The organism is Paenibacillus sp. ClWae2A (genome assembly GCF_032452295.1).
In the GTDB taxonomy this organism is placed as follows: Bacteria; Bacillota; Bacilli; order Paenibacillales; family Paenibacillaceae; genus Paenibacillus.
The window spans coordinates 707470-728966 of record NZ_JAULSQ010000001.1 but is presented as its reverse complement, the minus strand read 5'-3'; the positions used below and the strand labels follow the sequence as shown (position 1 = coordinate 728966).

Here is a 21497-nt window from a genome sequence, read left to right as displayed (position 1 = left end):
TAGTCAAGGCAGATTGTATCGCCCCTCATCACCTTTGGTGACGTATGTAAATGATGAAAACCATCACAACAATGGTTGAGTTTTATCCACTGTTATGATGGTTTCTACTCTTACAATTACTGCCGATGGTTTAATGCCCGAGTTTGTTCTTTCCGACAAAAGTGAGTATTCCGTACTGGGAAGTGTTTCTCCAGCTCTCATTGGTCGTATCATTCCACTTGGCTACGTTCTGTTTACCTCCGCCCTGGTTGTCGTTAATTTGAAGCTCGAAACCGAGGACATTTCCAGTCTTTGGCGTCAGTGAATTCAACTGGATTCTGGCTTCTACGAGGTATCCTTTATTCGTTTTCTTCACAGCACTTACAAGGCGTCCGGGTGAAGCACTGCCTGCAAAGGTTGCCACATTGTCTGCACTGATTCTGAACTGGGCATCATCATATTGAAAATACGGTGTGCGCTGGTGATTCTCGTCCAGGAAAATCTCAACCGAATCCTGATCCCATGGGTTGATACTATCTGTGATGATGTTTGGATCAGTGACATCGATTAGCAGATATAGATACTCACCTGACCACATTGCGCGAGCCACTGCCTCTGCACCTTCGGTCTCACTCAACCTTTTTACTTCAAATGGTACAGCCTTATTCCATAATGCGTCTTTCTTCCCATCAATCTGAACAATCCCTTGCACAACTTGTGCAGATTTGGGCATAGGGGCGAGTTGAATCACGCCGTATTTGCTTGTATCTTGTTCCTGAGATTGTGTTCGATCATTCCAGTACAGTGGATTATAAGGTTGTGCCCCACTTGCAGCGCCATCCGTCACACGGATATCCAATCCGGCTTCATATTCTGAAACGACTTGGATACTACCCCACGGAATGGACAATTCAACCTGATATCCGGCTTTTGTCTCGCGTACACGATATGAACGTCGCTCCGCGCCCTCAGCTTTGCCCGACCGCTTAATGATTACATGCCGGTCATCTGCTTCATATGAGGGGGTCTTGCCATTATTGAGATCAACAAAGAGTTCTACTCTGTCATTCCCATCTGCCTTCGCATCCTGAACATCCACAAGGATATACAAGTTACTTTGATCCCACAAGGTGCGGAAACTGGCTGATCCCGAAGAGTCGCCCTTCAGTTTAGTGGACACCGCTTTGTTCCAGAGCAGATCATGTGACTGTTTTTTGATATCCGGCTTACCCGAAAGAGAGACGGCTCTCTGTGTCAACACAGGTAAGCTGGATTCATCCACGAGTCCCCAGTATGCTTTTTTGGCCTTCAGGGCTGAATCAAACAGCATCGCCTGGTTGTTGTAAGACTTCTCATCTTGGAGTCCCCATAAGGTAACTGAAGAAATGTGATCTTTGTGTTTTTGGTACAAATCCAACAATTCCTTATATCGATACGCTTGTTTTACCGCAACTTCATCCGACATCTCTTCACCAAATGGAATTCCGCTATCCACATCCAGTTCCGTGATCTGAATATCCAATCCAAGTGCGGCGAACATGTTGATCGTTTTTTCAATTTCGTCGATGGGCGGGGATTCCAGATTATAGTGAGATTGCAAACCCACACCATCAACGAGCCCTTTCTCTTTCAGTCGTTTGACCAACTGATACATATGCTCTCTTTTCTCAGGGATCTCCGTGAAGTATTCATTGTAGTATAATTTGGCATCCGGATCGGCTGCACGGGCGAATTCATAGGTTTTCTCAATGTAATCCGGACCGATTAGTTCATAAAAGGGACTTTTACGCAAACCGTTGGCATCACCATTGCTATCCGCTATCGCCTCGTTTACCACATCCCAGGCATAGATCTTACCTTTGTATCGGGTCATGACGGTTTCAACGTAATCCTGAATCCGGGCAAGTAGTAATTCTCGACTGGCAGGGTTACCCTGAGGATCCTTGAGCATCCACTCTGCTGCATCAATATGCCACAACAGCGCATGTCCGCGTACACCCATACCATGCTCCTCGGCGAACTGAACATATTGATCGGCTGCCTCGAACTCATAAACACCTTCGGAAGGAGACATGTACTTTGGTTTCATCTCATAGGTTGCGGTCAAGCTGTTAAAGTGTTTTGTGAGCAGTTGTCCATATGCGCCTTCCAACTGCCAGCGATACGCTGCTGCACCAATGGGGAAATCTTCTTGATACAAGTCCTTCAGAGACAGAATCCCTTCTTCAATCTCGAGTTGCTCGGCCAGAGTAAATGATACATCATCCACATAGAACGATAACGTATCTACGCTATCTTCAGAGATGTAGGGTGTTTCGATGAATAAATTCAATTCAGCGGGATCATCGCTATACTGAAATTTTCCGGTGATTTTGTGCCATGTATTCCATTCTGCTTTGGAAATCTTCACGGTACCGATCGGGTTCCAGCTTTCGGCCGTTGTTTTTTTATATGTGGTGAGCTGTAGCGTTTGATCTGTGGTGGGTTCCTGGGTAAGTCTTACATATGCTGTAATTTCATACTCTTGGTTACGCTCAAGTAGATTCTTCATGGATAACATCGGTCCATGGTAGGAACGCTCCCGGTTGGCGACCAGCATACTAAACTGACCTTCGTGTGCTTCCTGCTGTGTCACTGACAGCCTTTCGTTACCTATACGTGGAGTCCATCCCTGAAGTGTACCGTCTTCAAAATTTGTACTCAAATGACTTTCCTCCACTTCCGTAACTGCCTGGGCTGCATGTGAGACATTCGAAAATGGAAGCATGGCGAGTAACAGCACAAGAACCAAGGCCGTTATATTCCATTGACCTAACCGTTTCATACAATTCCTCCTCTTGATTTGGTCTAAGTATTTCTGAACGGATTAACATCCAGATAAATAGATTATAGTTCTTTAGATAGCGCTTACATATAACAAATTTCCAATAATTATAATAAAAAGTTATCAATTGGTAATCTCATGTGAGTTTAGGAAGCTGGAGCTCGTTCGCATCGATTAGTAAGGCACGATACGAATAGATTTGTGCAAAAATAAAAGACCGTTTCCCGATAAAATACGAGAAAACGGTCATAATTAGATCGTATCTTTTTTCTATTCACTAACAGGCATATAAACTTTGTTTTATAATCGTCCCTCGTGACCCTGTTCCTCCTGCACAATTCGAGCAATGTGAATCATTAAATATAATAATTCCTCGTTTGATATGGAGATATTTAGCATATTTTGCACGTAGGTTTTGATCATCTCCGCACACTTATATTCAAGCGGGTGCTCTTTCACCATGTGTTGAAATATAAAATCTTTCGCCGAATTGCCCAGCCGCCCTTCTTGTAAACGCTGGATGAAGAATTGCAGATGTGTGACAAGTCTCACATAATGGATGGAATTTTTGTTCAATTGCATATCAAAGGTGTATTGTATCAGGTTAAAAATATCTTTTAACATCTTAACGGATTGCATCGTGCGCTCCATATTCTGTTCATGCGTTTGGGCATTCACGAAATGAAAAGCGATATTCCCTGCTTCTTCTTCCGGCAGTTCAATACCCAGTTCTAGATTCAGCATCTGAACGGCTTCAAGGCCCAGTTCGAATTCGACAGGATGAAACCTCTGGATCTCCCATAACATTCGATTCTGTAATGCTACACCTTTTTTCCATCGTTCGATGGCAAATGACAAGTGATCCATAAGCGTAAAGAAGATTTGGTCGTCAAGAGACAGCTTTTCTTTTGCATTGGTAATCAGTTTGTTTATGACATTCACATGTTTTTCTGGCATGTTTTCGATGGTTCGTACGTAAGCCAGGGCAGACGGATTATTTTGCAGAATGAATCGTTTCTGGATATGCTCCTCATCGAGTCGCTCGCCGACTTTGCCTTTGAATGCCAACCCTTTTCCCATGACAATCATCTCTTGTCCCTGTTCATCTTTGGTCAGAAGCAAGCTGTTATTTAATATTTTGATTACTCTCATGCATTCATCACGATCCTTTATTCTTTCGTGACCGCCTGATCCGAATTTCCGATACATCTGCCATTCTGTTTAATGACCTCTTGATACCACGAGAAGCTTTTCTTCTTCAAACGCTTCAAGTCTTTCAGATCCTGTTCACCGCGGTTTACATAGATCATTCCATAACGTTTCCCATACCCCTGATGTGTGCTTACCACGTCAATAACGGACCAAGGGCAATAACCAATCACATCTACTCCATCCGTTAGAGCCAGTCTGATCTGTTCCAGATGTTTCTCGATAAAATCTATCCGGTACGTATCGTTAATGGTGTAATCTTCCTCCAGTACATCTGGGGCTCCTATACCATTTTCTGTAATTAGAATCGGGAGACCATATCGTTCACATACCTTGCGCAATGTCAGCCTTAGGCCAACCGGGTCAATGACCCAGCCATATTTCGTTTTTTCAGTATAAGGATTCTCCGCGGCCCGGTATACTCCCTGCTCGCCAAGCATAATTTGCTGATCCCCTGCACGAGCTGTAACATCCGACGCATCGCCCATACTGGCGGCAATGGTTGCCGTCGAGTAGTAGTTGATTGCTACTAGATCGGGGCGGCCAGACTGGATATCTTCCATGTCACCCTGCTCAATAACCGGCTCGATGCCGCGTTCCTGTAAATAACTCCAGAATAATGGATTATACCGTCCCCACACCGATAAGTCGAGAAAACCCCATCCACGAATCGTCTCCCAGTTATATGCAGCGATTGCATCTGCTGGTTTGGAAGTTGCCTGGTACATGGAAGTCATGTTTAATGCAGGACCGATCTTACCTTGCGGGAGCATATCATGAAATAGTCGCATCGTTCTGCCTTGAGCTACAAACATGTGATGATTTTGCTGATACAGTTCCTTATTGGATGGCAAACGCCCGCCTTTTGGAGTACCAATAGCACCGGGATGGAGAATCATCGTATTTTGCTCATTAATGGTTAACCAATATTTCACTTTATGCCCGTAATGCTCAAACAAGATACGCCCATACTCGACAAAGGCATCGATCGTCCCCCGGTTGTTCCATCCTCCGGTTTTCTCAAGCTCGTAGGGTAAGTCGAAATGGTACATCGTCACAATGGGTTCAATACCATGGAGCAGCAATTCGTCAATTAATTGGTGATAAAAATCAAGTCCCTTCTCATTAACAACCCCTGTGCCTGAAGGCAAGATTCGAGTCCATGCAATTGAAAAACGGTATGCTTTGAGGCCCAACTCTGCAAAAAGCTTCACGTCTTCTCTGAATCGGTGATAGTGATCGCTCGCAACTGTGAAATCGGCGGTTCCAGCCGGATGATCACACATATCGATGACGGACAGGCCTTTGCCATCTTCGTTCCAAGCTCCCTCCACTTGATAGGCCGAGGTAGAGCCTCCCCACAGAAATTCATTGGGGAATGGTTTGATGTGTTGATATAACATCTCAAACACTCCTTCATTTTAAATGTTGATCAAGATATGTGACGGACCATATTACGGTTGTTACGAAAGGTGGATAATCGTCGCTCCAACCTCCACAGGACTCTGTTTCTCCAGCTTAATGTCCGGGAAACGATCCGAATTGGCGATAATGATCGGGGTTATGACTTCATACCCTTCTGCCTTGATGGCATCGATATCAAAGCGGATCAACAAGTCCCCCCGTTGTACGCGATCCCCTACTTTTATGGAAGAGTCAAAATGTCGCCCCTTCAGGTTCACGGTATCCACTCCAATATGAATGAGCACCTCTTCTCCATCATAACCATTTAATTTGACCGCATGTTTGGAGTCCATGAAAGCCGTAACTTCACCTGCGATCGGTGCATACAGTTCTCCTTTGGCAGGAATGATTGCAGCGCCCTTACCCAGTAATCCCAAAGAGAAAACATCGTCTGGTACACGGTCTAGATGGACTAATTCCCCTTGCATCGGGCTGGCGATCTTAAGTGGGCGTAATTCATTTTGGCTTGGTCCATTTGCATTTGTTGTTGCAGCAGACTTAGTGTCTGGGGTGTTGTCTTTAACAGACTGCCCGGAAAGTGTCTTGTCATCGTTGACGTTGGTGTTGCCTTCTTCTTCATCGTCTACTGGATCTTCAAAACCAATGATCCATGTCAGAGCAAAGGTAACGATAAAAGCGATCAGACAAGTCACAATGGCATGAACGATGTTCATCGGATTGCTTCCAATGAAGGCAGGTAACGCGGCAAGACCCGGAGAAACGAAGGCATAACGTACTAATCCAGTCAGACCAGCATATATCCCTGCTACACCACCACCGATCATTGCGGCAATTAAGGGTTTCTTCAGTTTCAGCGTTACACCGTACAGGGATGGTTCCGTGATGCCCAGTACGGCGGTGAAACCGGATGAAGCAGCGAGCTGTTTCAGTTTTTTGTTTTTTGTTTTTAATGCTACAGCAAGGGTTGCCCCACCTTGAGCAATATTGGACGCGAGCATTCCTGGACCGTTGATCATTTCATATCCATTTTTGGTTAGTTGGCTAGTTGCAATCGGCGTCATCGCCCATGCAGTGCCTGTTACGATAAGGAATGGTTGCAAAGTTCCCATTAACAAAGGAATCAGCCAACTGGCTCTGGCATTAATCGCTTCTGCACCCATCGCAACCAAATCATTCAGATACGTTCCGAAAGGGCCGATGGCCACTAATGCAAGTGGTGCTGTAATCAATAGTACAATCATTGGTTTCGTGAAAAATTTGATCATTGAGGGCGATACCCGATCCGCGAAACGTTCAATATAAGACATGAGCCAAACGACGATAATAATCGGTAGCACGGAGCCCGCGTAATCGGTTAGTCGAACTGGCACACCGATGAAAAACACGTCTTTTCCTTCCGCCATTAGGGCGCTCCATCCCGGATGCAATAACACGCCGGCAACTGTCATCGCCAGAATGGGGCTAGTTTCAAATTTAATGGAAGCTCCATAAGCCAGCAGAATGGGCATGAAATAAAAAGCCGCGTCCGCAATGGTGTTAAGGATATAGTAGTTTTGGCTTTCCGTCGTTACGAGGCCTGTCAGCACAAGTACGGCTAATATCGCTTTGATCATACCCGCGCCAATGATTGCCGGAATTACCGGAGTAAATGTTGTTGAGATCACGCTGATGAATCTGGAGATCCAGCTCTGTTTTTGCTTTGGTCCGTTATTTTTGCCAGAATCCGATTTGGAGTCCGTACTTCGGGTTGCCGAACCTATCTGCTGAGTAATAACTCGATAGACCTGCTGCACCTCATTGCCCACGACAACCTGGTATTGCCCGCCATTATTCACAACGGTAATGACACCTGGAAGTGCTTTAAGCTTTTCTGTCTCCGCTTTGGAGATGTCGTGCAGTTCGAATCGAAGTCGGGTTGCGCAGTGCGTAAGCCGAGCGATATTATCCTTCTTTCCAACCAATTCCGTAATCTCTTGTCCTAACTTGCGATAATCCATAACTTTGCCCCATTTCTGAATTTGGATATAAAAAAGACCAAAACGATATGCCTTCCCCTACTTACATAAGGAAAATGCAAAATCATTTTGGTCATGCCTGCTTTACCAGTAACAGCCAAACACTGCTAATATTCAATTCGCTTTTGATGTAAACGTTTACTGGATCATAATATCACACAATAAATTAGTTAGCAATCACTTTATTCGACATTTTTCTGCATTTTGATATGAAAATGGTTCTCTATCTGCGGCTATAAATAGCCCTAAATAATTGATATTTATCAAAACATTTCATTTAATTGCTAAATAAGTATGGTTATGGTAAGTTTAAATTAAATAATGATAGGTTGACTATCATTATTTTGTGATTTCCAATCTACATTAAAGGATGGCGAGGAGACATGCGGGCTGATAACAGATCGATCGTTATTCATAAGGTATCTAATTTAGAGACACCTGAAGAGCTTTGGAATCCATATGCTTACTATGAGGACATGCTGGAGAATCATCCCATCTTTTTTGACGAGAAGCAGCAGGTATGGAATCTGTATCGTTATGATGATGTCAATTCCGTTCTAACAGACTGGAAACGGTTCTCTAGTGTACGTAAACGGAGTGTATCCCCAGTTCCACCGGTAGTTACCCGAGTGGACATCAATTCTGTCGATCCCCCTGTTCAACGTGATATTAGAAAACTAGTCTCCAGTGCCTTCACCCCACGTCAGTTAAAAACCTGGGAGCCTCAAATCGCGGCTATCGTTGATGAGCTAATGCTTGAGATGAAGGCAAAAGATGATGTGGACATCGTTCGAGACCTAGGGGTTCCACTTCCTGTTACTGTCATTGCCGATCTACTTGGGGTAGAGAGGCAACACCGGGCACAGATCAAAGCCTGGTCTGACAAACTATTTTTCCCCAATGCCGCAGGTAATGAGCAGGAGCAGATAAATGAGAAGTATGCGGCTATGCAGGAATTTAACGAATTTTTGCTCCCCATTGTTCAGCAGAAGAGAAAGCATCCTGCCGAAGACATTATTTCCGATCTCACACTTGCCGAGCTGGATGGGGATCAACTGACCGATGAAGAGGTTGTTACCTTTAGCTTGGGCCTGCTTGCTGCTGGGAACGAAACTACGACCAACATGATAAACAGCCTGTTCTACAGTTTTATGTATGATCAACCAGGAATCTATCAAGATATTGCCGCAAATCCAGAGCTGATTGAGAATACCGTGGAAGAATCGTTAAGGTATCGTTTTCCAACGACACTGGATCGTGTGCTCACAGAGGATACGGACATCCTGGGCGTGCCTATGAAAAAAGGAGACGTTGTGTTAACCTGGCTGGGTGCAGCCAACAATGACCCTAGACATTTTCCCGAACCTTCCCGCTTTGATATCTACCGTCCCAACAGCAATCGTCATCTCGCCTTCGGCAAAGGACCTCACTTTTGTCTGGGCGCTCCTTTGGCCAGGCTGGAGGGCCAACTGGTGCTGAGAGGGTTCACGAGTCACTTTTCCGATATTACTGCAAAAATCAAATTTGAAGCGGCAAGCCAGCTCTACCCGGGTACACAGACTCTTCAAAACCTGCCAGCCATCTTAACACCCAAGATTTTTTGAACTAATTGTATCAACTATAAAGTCCCGTTCTCTGGTTGGAAACCTAGGATTAACTGCGTTTTACTAGCCTAATGGTTGACTAAGACGCCAAGTGTAGATTATAAATGTTTTAAAAGCGAATTTGGTATACACCACAACAAATCTAAATGACAGGATGGTGCTAAAAGGTGTCAGTCGTTATATCCACAGATGATTTAGAACTTACTTGTCCTCATTGTAATGGCGAAAAGCAAGTTAATGAGAAGGATCAAATGGTGCTTTGTCCAAAATGTGAAGGTAAGGGCGTAATTCTAACTACATTAGGACAAACGTTACTTCACTTTATAAAAAAACATACTTAAGATAAGTAGAAAGAGACTGTAACTAATATAAAGTTGCAGTCTCTTTCTGTCTTTATTCAATTTATATACGGTTAAAATGTACCCAACCCAATGTACCCGAAGGGATATATCTTATTATGCCTTTCTTCTATCCTCAAGCTCTCTAACAATGGTTGGATATTCCTTGTCCAGCTTGTTTTTGTAAAGGAATACTGCAAGAAGAATGAATACAACAATCGGGACGTATATATTCAACGCAATGATGGCCTGCTTGGCTCCTTCTCCTTGGGTTGTGGCTTGCTCAACATATCCTCCCAATGCGAGGAACCATCCAATCATAGCTGTGCCAATGGCTGTGCCTACTTTTGAACCGAAACCGATTACACTATTCGTTAGACCAACGAGTCTTTTGTTGAATTTCCATTCACCGTATTCAATCGTGTCTGTGACAAGTGCTCCACCTACTGCCATGAGCGGAATCGTACCAAGCGTTTGGAAGATGGAACAGATCAGACCCAATGTAATGCTCTCTGGAGCGACTAACCGAACAGCTGCTCCGAGGAATCCGATAACAATACCGCCAAGAGCCGTGGTACGCTTGCCGTAACGTTTAATAAACGGTCCAGATAAGGCAAATCCGATAATAACGGGAATCAAACCAATAGCGCCCATGATGCCAATCAGGCTGACATTACCCCAAATGTACTTGGCATAATAACTTCCTGCTGCTACACCCAGAGCAAACAAAATGTTGGCGAGAGCCATTACGAAGAACATGTACACCCAGTATTTATTGGCAAAAAGCAATTTCAGTCCTTCCCGAATCGGCGTTTTATCCTGAAACATGCCAAGCTCGTCGAGTTGAACATTATTGTACTTTTCTTTATTGGACAGGAATGCAATGAAGATCCCGATTGCTGCAACACCAGCAAAAATTGCTGCGAGCAACGTCCAGTCACTTCTGCTATTCCCCATGGCTGTAACGACTGGCACAAATGCAACCGCAACAACCATACCTGCCAAATACCCGCTGCTTGAACGGATGATACCCATTAAGGAACGCTCGTAACTGTTACGGGTCGTTAACGCCATCAAGCTATTATATGGAATTGAGGTTGGAGTAAACACCAGGATGTAGAACACAAGATTCGTAATAATCGCATATATAATTTTGCCTGTAGAACTTATATCCGGCACGGAAAACATTAAGAATAATGAGATGAACATTGGGATGGTCATCCATAACAACCAGGGACGGGCTTGCCCATACTTGGTTTTGGTCCGATCCACCAGTACACCCATACCGATGTCTGCAAACGCATCCAAAACTTTGGTCAGCAGCATTACTGTACCGACTACAGCGGCAGAAACGCCAACGACATCCGTATAATAATACGTGATCAAACCCAACAATCCACTTGAAATGTTTAACCCGAACTGTCCCATTGAATCACCAATTAATCTTTTTGTTGGTATCTCCCGGGGTGGCTGAGTCGGCGTATTATCTACTTTAATATGCTGCTCATTCACTGCAACTCCCATAACACTCGCCTCCGTTACTCTTCATGTTGAATTTCTCTTCCTCTTCTATACTTTCATTTTATGTCCTGGCACATATAACAGATATAGCGCATTGTTAAGATCAAATAACGCAATCCAAACTGAAGGTATTCCTGCTGTTTGAACGACAAAAAAACTGACTCAGGGATGCTGAATCAGTTCTTTTGTCCATATGTTTTATGCACGATTCTTATGAATAAAATGGAACGAAATAGATGAGGAATCTTCTTTAAAATCGCTAGAAACATGAACGAAAGGCTTGCTGCTAATTCTTAGAGTGTCAGTCCACCGTCTGCTACAATGATGGAGCCTGTCATATAACTGGAGCCGTCAGATGCCAGGAATGCTACGAGTTCAGCAAGCTCCTCCGGCTCCGCAAAACGCCCAATTCTCATATTCGGGAATTCTTCAGGCATATAGTCGCTCTCTTGCAACATTTGCGGAACAGCTGCGGTCAGCGTAGTGGCTACACCCCCAGGGCAGATGGCATTTACCCGAATGCCTTTTCTGACGTACTCAATCGCTGCTGCTTTTGTCAATCCGGCAACACCGTGTTTACTCGCTGTATAAGCGGCCAGACTGTGCTCAGCACGCAGTGCTGTTGTTGATGCTGTATTAATCACATGACCGTAGCCTTGTTGAACCATCACGTTGAGAGCGTGCTTCATCCCCAGAAAAATCCCTTTCAGGTTAACGTCGATGATTCGTGAGAAATCGTTCAGGGATGTTTCATGGAAAGGCTGGAATTTCTGGATGATACCTGCATTGTTGAACGCGACATCGATTTTGCCAAACGTTTCAACTGCTTTTTGAATATAGTTTTCTACATCCTCTTCCTTGGATACATCGGCTTGAACAAAAATCGCCTCGCCATCTTGCTCTTTCACAAGCTCAAGTGTCTCTTCCCCTGTTGTTACGTTGTAATCCACCAGAACAAGCTTGGCTCCTCTCGCTGCCATCAACACTGCACTTGCTCGGCCAATACCGCTGCCAGCACCTGTGATGGTAATCACTTTGCCTGCAAGTATATCGGATTTTGTATTTACAGCTTTGCTCGCTTTAGGCGCCTCTGCGGATTCAAAGGTTACGTTAGCCAGATCCGCTTTCAGTGCGGACAAAATGTCTTCTGGGAGATCGACCTGTGGAATGGCTGCGAGTTGATCCAGCGTAAAATGGGAAGCCATTTTGAATGATGGCTCGTTAATGAATTCAGGTAGATGTTTGGTAAGCAATGCTGTTGCTTCATCATTATTCAATAGTTCCGAAATTTTTATGTTTTCATTGTAAGTTGTCATAGTTGTTTCCTCCGAATTTTTATTTTGATAGCGATACTATTATATAGATATAAATACTATCATTTCATGTCGATTTTTGCAATTCGTCGTTTTAATAGATTTGGAACGAATCTGAAAATGGTTAAAGGGTCATCCTGCTTCTGCTGTGTTGCCTTCAGGTTATGTCACCGAAATAGTCTTTAGCGCATCGTTAAGCTGCCTCTGCTCTTCCTCAGTCAACAGGTCCCCGCCATAACTCAAAATCGTGCGAAGTGGCACTCCCATCGCATCAGGATGTGGAGTTTCCCCGAGTTCAGGGATAGCGGCAATAATCTGTTTTTTACATTGCTCGTTGTTCCATAAAAGACCTAGCTTCACATCGAGACTGTATTCGTGGACCTCTTCATCCAGAACAGGCTCAATAGAAGAGGGAAATTCGCCAAACACACTGCTGACCCAGCGTGTACATAGACCAAACCACTGGGCGACAACAGGCTCAACCATACTTTGGAGACCCGAGGAAGTTAGTGGACGGGCAAGGGATAGCCCATGGGTACCTGTCGGGAAAATATGCATTTCAAATGGAATATTCTTGCGGTTAAGCGCATCGGCAAACGCAAGGGAATTCTGTACAGGTACACGTCTGTCGTCAAACGTATGGAATAGGAACGCTGGCGGTGTAAGCTCGTCCACCTCCTGATCAACGCCTGGAACGGGCGCAGGGAAAATATCACTCATTTCCTCCAGAATACAAGGATAACCAAGAATCATCGCATTAGGCCGAGTGGAACCCATCGTCCCCAATGCTGCAGCAAGATGGCCTCCTGCGGAGAAGCCGCATACCGCTACCTTTTGAGGATCAATGCTCCAGTCTGCACTGTTGGCCCGTATGAGAGTCAACGCTTCCTCGGCATCGTTCAATGGTCTTGGAAATACAGCATGCTGATTAAGTGAATATCGCAGGATAAAGACTTGATAACCTTCAGCCAAAAATGCCATAGCGACGGGTTCAGCTTCTCGATCCGAACAAGCTCTATACCCTCCACCTGGAAGCACAAGTACCGCTGGCCGCTGTTTAATATTTGGCATCTCGGGTGAAGAATCCAGCAGGTAGGCGGTCAATATGACGTTGGTATTGCTCAGGTTAACCGATTGTATTTTCATTTAAAATCTGTCTCCTTAACTCAGTGAAATGGCAAAGCTAAAAGGATACTTCTATTGTAGATTTCAAGTGAGACGATCGACTATAACGCGATACAAAGATCGTGTAGCGTAATTCAAGCCCATTGCCAGTCGAAGACAAAGAAAAAACCGCGAAATCGCGGTTAAGTATGACTATCGTGTTTTATAACGAATGTGGTTGTAATGGATTAAAAGGAAACCGGAAAATCGTGCAGTCCGCGAATAATCATGCCTGGACGCCATTCCAGTGAATAAGGCTGTGTCTTAAATTGAATATCCGGCATTTTACGAAGCAATGCGTTAATGGCGATCTCTCCTTCAAGTCTGGCGAGCGGGGCTCCAAGGCAAAAATGAACACCTTTACCAAAGGCAATATGATGATTGACCTTCCGTGTGATATCAAACGCATCCGGGTCAGCGAACTGATTCGCATCCCGGTTGGCTGAGGAAAAGGAAACAAAGAGCATGTCGCCCTTACGGATATGCTTGCCCCCGAATTCGACATCCTCGGTAGCCCAGCGAATATTACTCACCTCAGCAGGCCCGTTATATCTCAAGATCTCTTCAATGGCCGGTCCAATCATGTCTGGCTTCTCCAGCAGCAAGCGCTTCTGCTCCGGATTTTCGAGCAAGGCCAGTATACCGTTGCCAATCAGATTTACAGTGGTTTCATGCCCTGCAATGATCAGGACAAAAACAAGGGCATACAATTCCTGTTCGGACAATACGTCCCCTTCCTCTTCTACATTGATGAGGTCGCTAATCAGGTCCTCCTGAAGAGATTGTCTCCGTTCTGCAATGAGCCTCTGCAAATATTCGACAAAAGCACGCATGACTTGATCACTTTGTTCATTCATTTCTGGGTTATTGAAGCCTTCCATAATCGTATTGGACCATTCACGGAACTGCTCCTGATCCTCATGAGGAACCCCTAACATCTCGCAGATTACAATGATTGGAAGAGGAAAGGCGTAGTCTTCGATCAAATTCATTTCTCTTTTACCTGTGGCGAGTACACCCTCAAGCAAATTTTCACTAATTTCATGGATGCGACTACGGAGGCGTTCAATCATACGTGGTGTAAAGGCCTTCTGGATCAACCTTCTCAACCGACGATGGTCCTCTGGCGTTACACTAAGCAAGTTGCGAGAGATGATCTCCTGATGTGGTGGAGCTGAGCCGTCAGCTTCTCCCATGTACGGAGAGTTGGTTACAAAGCGCTTGTTGTCCTGCAAAATGGCAGAAGCGTCATCGTAGCCAGACACTAACCAGGCAAAGTGGCCGCTCGGCAGAAGAAAACGGTGAACCGGATCTTCTGTACGCAACTGTTCATATACCGGGAACGGATTTTGGATAAAGGCTCTATCCATAAAATCAACCTTGGACTTGGGATCGTTTTTGCTCTCGTTCGTAAACATCGTAACGCCTCCTGAATGATAGAGTGAATATCAATACAATATAGATTCTATCACCTCGCCAATGCGCTTTCAAATTTTGATAAAATACTCATTTTTTGCTAATCAAAGATGCACACAAGATCAACTTGTGTGCATCGGTATGAAATGATTTGCATTTAAAGAACGTCATCCTGTTTTGTATCAACCAGCAATGGTTTATTCTAAACGAGTTGTATGGTCTCCAGCTTGAGATCGAGCTGGTCGAGTTGTTCCTCTGGCGTACTGAACGAAGGATAGGTGGATAGCTCACGCAAGCTTGCTTCCCCCATTGGACCAATTGTCCCCGGGTCCAACGAAGCCAGCACCGGTGAAAGCTCGTGCAGCATACTCCGGCTATGCTCGTTACGAAGCAGTACATTCAGAGGTGTACGGGTGCTTAACGTTTGTTTGTATGGCACGGACGGTACATAAATGAAATCATACGTGCCACTTACCACTTCAATGACCACTTCATCTTCACCCTGAACGACAGTCAGACCTGCATTCGAAAGTGTAATTCCGTTCATCATCACCTGATCAACCACGGCGCGTGGCAGCTTGATCGTTGCTGTTGCATTAAACGGCACAGAGAAGCTTAAATACAGCCTGCCTGCTTCGTCAAACTTCCATTCACTGCGATAAGTTCCTGCTGTGGTGTCGATGCGCGCTTTGGTCCACTGGATTCTGAAATCAGGCATCGGTGCCAGCAGTGCATGGCGGAAGCCAGGCCGATCCTCTACTGGATTGATCCCCGCCATATGACGATACATCCATTCAACAACGGCACCGTAGGCATAGTGATTGAGCGAGTTCATACCATTTTCACTGATTGTACCATCTGGCAAAATGGAGTTCCAACGCTCCCAGATTGTTGTTGCTCCCATATTGACCGCATACAGCCAGCTTGGGTAATCATCATTGAGCAGAAGTGTATAGGCGATATCATTGCTGCCATGCGCTGACAGCACTCGGTTTAAATAAGGCGTACCTACAAAGCCGGTTCTCAGATGATTTTGATCTTTTCGTACACGCAAGCGAATAGCTTCTGTAGTCCGTGCCTTATGTTGCTCAGGAACGAGATCCATATACAACGCTACAGCGTATGCGGTCTGTGTATCTACTGCCAGACGTCCATTCGCAGTAAAGTATTCCTTCAGAATTGCAGCTCTAACCTCTTGCGCCAACTGCCCATAGGATGCGGCAAGATCATGATGTCCAAGTACCTTGGCAGCCTTGGCTACGATATCTGAAGAATAGGCATAGTAGGCTGAGGCAATAAAGTAATTATCTGTTCCACCCATCGGAGAGTTCGGGTCATCCCCATCTAGCGCAAGCCAGTCACCAAAGTGAAAACCTACCGTCCACAAACGTGTACCTCCGGATTCGTCATCTGAATGCTTGATATAATCTACCCATGCCTTCATGCTGTCAAACTGCTGCTCCAGAATGGACTGGTCCCCGGAATGAAGGTACGTATTCCACGGAATAATGGTTGCCGCATCTCCCCAGGCGCTGGACCCTCCGCCCTGCACACGTCCAACCGGAATGACCATCGGCACCATACCGTCCCGATCCTCCTGTTCCATCCACAGATCATATCCATACTTGTTAAAAAAGGCATACGTATCCATATTATAATTTGCTGTACCGGAGAATACCTGTGCATCCCCTGTCCAGCCCATGCGCTCATCGCGCTGTGGACAATCGGTAGGTGTATCGAGGAAGTTCCCTTTTTGCCCCCAAAGTGCATTTTCAAACAGACGGTTCACGCCAGCATGACTAGTTTCCAGATATCCCGTGCGCTCCATATCCGAGTAAACCACACAGCCTGTGAAGTCATTTAGATCCAGTTCGCCTGCCCAACCTTCAACCTTAACATATCGGAACCCGTAAAATGTGAAATACGGACGCACAATAGCTTCTTCACCATTTGCGGTATAGATGTACTCCGCCTTAGCCGAGCGAAGGTTCTCCCGGTAGAAATTACCTTCCTGCAACACTTCGCCATATTGCAAATGGATGACCGTTCCGCTTGGTGCCGTAGTACGGAATTGCAACCAGCCTACCATATTTTGGCCCATATCAATAACCGTTTCGCCAGCAGGCGTGGTTAAAATTTCGATCGGCTTTAAGGTTTCCTTGATCACGACCGGAAGACTTTTTCTTGCTTGCAGGCGCTCGTAGCCCAGATCACTTTCCCGAACGGGGAAAGTCTCGTTTGCTTCCAGCGTGGCATCATAGATTTCTCCGTCATAGATGTTTCCGTCCAAGACATTCGAGCGGATGGCATGCCAGGACAGATCGGACGGAACAACGTCTTCTGTTCCATCCGTATACGTAATCACCAGCTCGGACAGCAATGCAAAATGATCACCATATAAATTGGCAGTGGTATCTCCTTCAAAACCAAACCGTCCCTTATACCAGCCATTCCCCAAACGAACATCTATCGCGTTGGCCCCTTCTTGCAGCAGGTCTGTAATATCGTAGGTTTGATACTGAAGCCATTTGTGATAGGCATTATAATGCGGTGCCAAGTATTCATCCCCAGCCTTGACTCCGTTTAGCTCCAACTCGTATACGCCCAAACCACAGATGTACGCACGTGCTTTGGCGATGGGACCTTTGACTTCGAACGTTTTTTGGAGGACAGGATGAATCGTCGGTTCCATCTCAGGTGTAATCCACTTTGCCGTCCATGGCTCATCTTGCTTCGCTGTTTCAAACCAAGCCGCTTCACTGGTCGCCTTTTCTCCAAGCTCATTCCATACTCGAACTCTCCAGAAGTAACGTGTCCGTGCAGCCAGTTCCAGATCCGGTGAATACGCGAGCGAATCCATATCCTCTGTTATTCCGCTATCAAATACAAGCTCTGCAAAGGATTCGTCCAGTGCAATTTCGACCTGTGCAGCGATCTGCTTTGTCGCTGTCGTATCCGTGACGGTATAAGAAAAGGTTGGCTTGGTTACCCCAAAACCGAGCGGATTAATAATGTGATTTGTTTTCATATGAGTAATGTTCATCGATGAAACCTCCCCCTGTCGATTACCTTTCGGAACGTTTAACCATCCTGTTTTAAGGCTGATTCTGTACCGATTGGTACCATTCATTCACTTCTTCCGTGATCTTTCTTCCACCTGAATTCAGCCATTTTTTCACGAACTCATCAAAAATGGTGAGTGGCTCCTCTCCATAAATAATGGAGTTGAAGGTGTCCAGTTCCAATTTTTGCAAATAAGTGTTTCTAGCTTGCATTGTTTTTGTTGGGGGCCCCTGAAACAGATTGACTCGATCAATTTGCCGCTGCCTGGTCTCTACAACGTTTGCCTTCATTATGGGATCCTGCTTCTCATCCTTAGGATCAATTCCCATACTGAACAAAATGGCGCGATCATGCGAGCTGAGCTCTTCTCCATTGCCCATTCTCAGAAGAGTTGCTCTGAATCGGGAAGGGTAACTTGCATATTGTCCCATGAGGGTATATTTGAACGTTATTACTTTCCCCCCGGGAATATCGCGGCTGTCACTATCCACCGAACCATCCGGGTTCAGCACATAATCATATCCATTCTGATACGCACTCAGATACAACAGATTATCCGTCACCGTAGCCTCATACAGATAGTTCTGATACTTGAAAAAAGCCTGCAAGGCTTCTTCAGAAATGTCAGCGCTGATCATTAAAGCCCCGCTGTAAGAGTTTCCTTTGAATCTCGCTGTGGTTCCATCCATTCCTGCAGGAATCGGATAAGGCACAAACTCAGCCTTCGGATCCTTTTCATTAAGTTGTTGCAGCGGATAATCTCCAAACCAGCGTGGACCAGCCACCATGCCAACTTTGCCATCAATAATATTTTTATTGACCTGATTGAAGTCTTGCAGAGCTATGTTATTGCCCACATAACCCTTTTTCTTCCAGTCTTGCAGTTTTGCCAGCGCATTTTTGATCTGAGGCTGGATACTTCCGTACTCAAGATTGCTCTGTGCATTCTTGCTCCATATACTTGGAATCGCTCCATACGCACCAAATACCCAGGATATGTCTCCTGTAGGTGAGGCCAGATACTGGTCCTTGATTGCAAAATCAATACCGTAGGTATCCTGTATGCCATTACCGTCTGGATCATCATAGGTAAAGGCTCTCATTACCGTTTCCAGTTCGTCGAGATTGCTTGGTGCCTTCAGGTTCAGATGATCTAGCCAATCCCTGCGAATCCAGAGTACGGACTGCGAGGCTTGCTCCGTAATGATCGGAATCGCCATCCGTTTCCCGTCAATTTCAAAAGGCTTCCATACCTCTGGCACTTCAGCCATAGCCGCTTTCCAGGTGGATGAAGCATATCGATCAAAGGCTTGTCCAGCGTCCAACAGTTTGCCTGAGATCATGAATCCATTGACCGTGTCCATGACACTGGAGGAGAACACATCAGGTAACGTATTGTCGGCAGAGAGCATTAATCGAAGCTTCATATCGTAGTCATCGACAGGAGAACTCCATTTGGTCCGAATATCCACGCCAAGCGTTTCTCTGGCCCAACGGATATGAACATTATCCGCAGCAGTTTCGCCATTTTTGTAGATCGTGGTTGGATCATTCATTTTGACCGTTGTTACGATCACACCTGTTTTTACAGGCATAGGCTCTTGTGCTTTACCACTGCAAGCGGCGGTAAACAGAATCATACAAGCAACAGAAAGAGACAGGTATATTTTGCTACTCATGCGAAATGCGCTCCTTCATCTAATTCATCTTCATCATATCGTGCCAGTTATACAGTCGAAATAACGCTTTTCCAACATTAGATAATTCATTCTTAACCTTCATCTATATTACATTCCAAATCACTTGTATTTCATCCAATGCCAGCCTACAATAAGGTGAATTTACATCGTTGGCAGGAGGCGTTAAGGGTTGCAAAAGAAATACAGGACCTTTATAAACATGGTGACCATCACGCTGATTATGCTTGTCGCCGTCCTGGTCATGTATACCTTCTCGGTTCAATCCAGTCTGGATACCGTTCAAAAGGATATTGAAACAAACAATCTCAATCGCGTGCAGTTTGTTGTTAACTCACTTGATCAGAGCATAAATCGGCTGAATATGTTATCCATCTCCATGGAAACGGACAATTCTATTGCCCTGCTGCGATCCATTGACGTGATGAGTTCCTTTGAACAAGTACAGTTGATTCAAAATGTTGCTGCGAGAGTCAATCTGCAAAGTCTGTCCGAGGGATGGAATAACAAAATATCAGTCTACTCGGTTCTGTTGAATCAATGGATCATTTCTTCGGAGTTAAATATGAAGACTCCCTCTATAGATTCACTGAAATCAGGTTGGAACTATGATGCAGCAACAGCTAAATATTATAAATACAAGGTCAGTCCACAGATCATTATTCGGTTGGAGTTCCCGCGCAGCAATCTGGAGGATCTAGTTGAGAACTCGCATCAGGGCGAGAATGAGACGTTATTTTATAACCCGGACGAGCAGTTGGTTACTCGCAAAGAGGCCAATCCCATTACCCCTCTTATCATGAAAGAGCTAACCGCTCATCTACAACCATCCTCCGGTACAAAAACCGTTTCGGTTAACGGAGCCCAGTACATTGTCAATTATGTGTACTCTCATCAGCTCGGCTGGTATTTAATTGATTTTATGCCACTTGATAAAGCATTGCAGCCTATACGAATGACTCAATTCTGGTTTTACTCTGCCTGTGTCATGCTGTTTATGGCGGGGGTCACGATTATTGTTGTTCTTTTCCGCAAGGTACAGATTCCCATACTTGCTCTATTAAAAGGTGTTCGTCTTTTGAAACATGGCGACTTCTCTTATCGGATTCAACGACAGAGCGGTAATGAATTTGATTACTTATATGGTCAATTCAACGACATGGCCGGACAGATTGAGGATTTGATTGAAAAGGTATACAAGGAAAAAATCGTCGCTCGCGAGGCGGTGCTGAAACAGCTTCAAGCCCAGATCAATCCTCACTTTTTATATAATTGTCTCTTTTTCATTAATAATATGACAAGATTGGGCAATGAGGAAGCAGTTACTGCCATGACCCAGAACCTGGCCGAATACTTCAGGTACACCACACGCCTTGACGAGCCGATGACCTGTTTGGAAAAAGAGTTGGGAATCGTCCGCAATTACCTTGAGATTCAGAGTTTACGCATGGACCGTCTCTCTTATCAGATTGAGCTACCGGACGAGCTAAGATCTGTCCCGATTCCCAAACTACTCATTCAGCCTTTGGTAGAGAACAGTATTATCCACGGCATAGAAGCCAAGCGGGATTCCGGTTCCATCCAAGTCTCCGTTGAGCGTACGGAACACGGAATCTGTGTTGTAGTTGATGATGACGGGAAAGGCATGACCGAGGAAGAAATCAGTGCACTTAAGGTCAGAATATCCGAGCCGCCTGTGGACACGATGGGGTGTGCGCTCTGGAATATTGCGGAGCGTCTACGTATTCATGACGCTACCGATTCGGGTATCCAGTTTGAACAGAGTCCCCTTGGAGGCATGCGTGTCCGATTAAACTGGTCGCTTGCAAAAACATAGGGTGAAGAAAACACTGTATAATAGAACAATGCCTCTGATCATCACTTCCAGTGACGGCAGAGGCATTGTTTGGGTTGAAATTGCTTTTTTGA

13 protein-coding genes are annotated in these 21497 nt (G+C 45.2%); 3 read left to right on the top strand and 10 right to left on the bottom strand.

Going from position 1 to position 21497, the window contains the following annotated elements:
- Positions 1-130: 130 nt before the first annotated feature.
- The 4 genes from QVE09_RS02890 to QVE09_RS02875 form a co-directional block, all read right to left on the bottom strand.
- Entirely contained in the window at positions 131-2803 is a 2673-nt protein-coding gene (locus QVE09_RS02890) for an endo-1,4-beta-xylanase (protein ID WP_315935594.1), read from the bottom strand.
- A 300-nt stretch (positions 2804-3103) separates the two neighbouring features.
- On the bottom strand, positions 3104-3955 hold the full coding sequence (locus tag QVE09_RS02885) for a PRD domain-containing protein (protein ID WP_315935593.1): 852 nt from the start codon (positions 3953-3955) through the stop codon (positions 3104-3106).
- A gap of 17 nt (positions 3956-3972) precedes the next feature.
- Entirely contained in the window at positions 3973-5415 is a 1443-nt protein-coding gene (locus QVE09_RS02880; protein WP_315935592.1) for a glycoside hydrolase family 1 protein, read from the bottom strand.
- A gap of 60 nt (positions 5416-5475) precedes the next feature.
- Positions 5476-7434, bottom strand: a complete 1959-nt coding sequence (locus tag QVE09_RS02875; protein ID WP_315935591.1) for a beta-glucoside-specific PTS transporter subunit IIABC — start codon at positions 7432-7434, stop codon at positions 5476-5478.
- A gap of 401 nt (positions 7435-7835) precedes the next feature.
- On the opposite strand from QVE09_RS02875, the gene QVE09_RS02870 reads away from it, so the two are divergent.
- Positions 7836-9056, top strand: coding sequence for a cytochrome P450 (locus QVE09_RS02870; protein WP_315935590.1), 1221 nt, complete (start codon positions 7836-7838; stop codon positions 9054-9056).
- 167 nt (positions 9057-9223) lie between these two features.
- Positions 9224-9397: a tryptophan RNA-binding attenuation protein gene (locus QVE09_RS02865; RefSeq protein WP_315935589.1), complete on the top strand. Its 174-nt coding sequence runs from the start codon at positions 9224-9226 to the stop codon at positions 9395-9397.
- A 114-nt stretch (positions 9398-9511) separates the two neighbouring features.
- Here QVE09_RS02865 and QVE09_RS02860 read toward each other — a convergent pair whose 3' ends face one another.
- From QVE09_RS02860 to QVE09_RS02835, 6 genes are all read right to left on the bottom strand, one after another.
- Positions 9512-10918, bottom strand: coding sequence for an MFS transporter (locus tag QVE09_RS02860; protein ID WP_315935588.1), 1407 nt, complete (start codon positions 10916-10918; stop codon positions 9512-9514).
- Positions 10919-11208: 290 nt separating this feature from the next.
- Complete coding sequence (locus tag QVE09_RS02855) at positions 11209-11964, bottom strand: SDR family NAD(P)-dependent oxidoreductase (RefSeq protein WP_315936081.1); 756 nt, start codon at positions 11962-11964, stop codon at positions 11209-11211.
- Positions 11965-12390: 426 nt separating this feature from the next.
- On the bottom strand, positions 12391-13374 hold the full coding sequence (locus QVE09_RS02850; protein ID WP_315935587.1) for an alpha/beta hydrolase: 984 nt from the start codon (positions 13372-13374) through the stop codon (positions 12391-12393).
- A gap of 206 nt (positions 13375-13580) precedes the next feature.
- Entirely contained in the window at positions 13581-14810 is a 1230-nt protein-coding gene (locus QVE09_RS02845) for a cytochrome P450 family protein (protein WP_315935586.1), read from the bottom strand.
- Positions 14811-15010: 200 nt separating this feature from the next.
- Positions 15011-17851 carry an alpha-L-rhamnosidase gene (locus QVE09_RS02840; protein ID WP_315935585.1) on the bottom strand — a complete coding sequence of 947 codons (2841 nt, stop codon included), beginning with the start codon at positions 17849-17851 and terminating at the stop codon, positions 15011-15013.
- Positions 17852-17903: 52 nt separating this feature from the next.
- Positions 17904-19550 (bottom strand): type 2 periplasmic-binding domain-containing protein, encoded by a 1647-nt coding sequence (locus tag QVE09_RS02835; RefSeq protein WP_315935584.1) that lies wholly within the window; start codon positions 19548-19550, stop codon positions 17904-17906.
- 190 nt (positions 19551-19740) lie between these two features.
- On the opposite strand from QVE09_RS02835, the gene QVE09_RS02830 reads away from it, so the two are divergent.
- Complete coding sequence (locus QVE09_RS02830; protein ID WP_315935583.1) at positions 19741-21405, top strand: histidine kinase; 1665 nt, start codon at positions 19741-19743, stop codon at positions 21403-21405.
- The last annotated feature ends 92 nt before the right edge of the window (positions 21406-21497 follow it).

Coding starts and splice junctions, on each gene's coding strand:
- QVE09_RS02890 (WP_315935594.1), bottom strand. CDS start 2,803: ATGAAACGGTTAGGTCAATGGAATATAACGGCCTTGGTTCTTGTGCTG.
- QVE09_RS02885 (WP_315935593.1), bottom strand. CDS start 3,955: ATGAGAGTAATCAAAATATTAAATAACAGCTTGCTTCTGACCAAAGAT.
- QVE09_RS02880 (WP_315935592.1), bottom strand. CDS start 5,415: ATGTTATATCAACACATCAAACCATTCCCCAATGAATTTCTGTGGGGA.
- QVE09_RS02875 (WP_315935591.1), bottom strand. CDS start 7,434: ATGGATTATCGCAAGTTAGGACAAGAGATTACGGAATTGGTTGGAAAG.
- QVE09_RS02870 (WP_315935590.1), top strand. CDS start 7,836: ATGCGGGCTGATAACAGATCGATCGTTATTCATAAGGTATCTAATTTA.
- QVE09_RS02860 (WP_315935588.1), bottom strand. CDS start 10,918: ATGGGAGTTGCAGTGAATGAGCAGCATATTAAAGTAGATAATACGCCG.
- QVE09_RS02850 (WP_315935587.1), bottom strand. CDS start 13,374: ATGAAAATACAATCGGTTAACCTGAGCAATACCAACGTCATATTGACC.
- QVE09_RS02845 (WP_315935586.1), bottom strand. CDS start 14,810: ATGTTTACGAACGAGAGCAAAAACGATCCCAAGTCCAAGGTTGATTTT.
- QVE09_RS02840 (WP_315935585.1), bottom strand. CDS start 17,851: ATGAACATTACTCATATGAAAACAAATCACATTATTAATCCGCTCGGT.
- QVE09_RS02835 (WP_315935584.1), bottom strand. CDS start 19,550: ATGAGTAGCAAAATATACCTGTCTCTTTCTGTTGCTTGTATGATTCTG.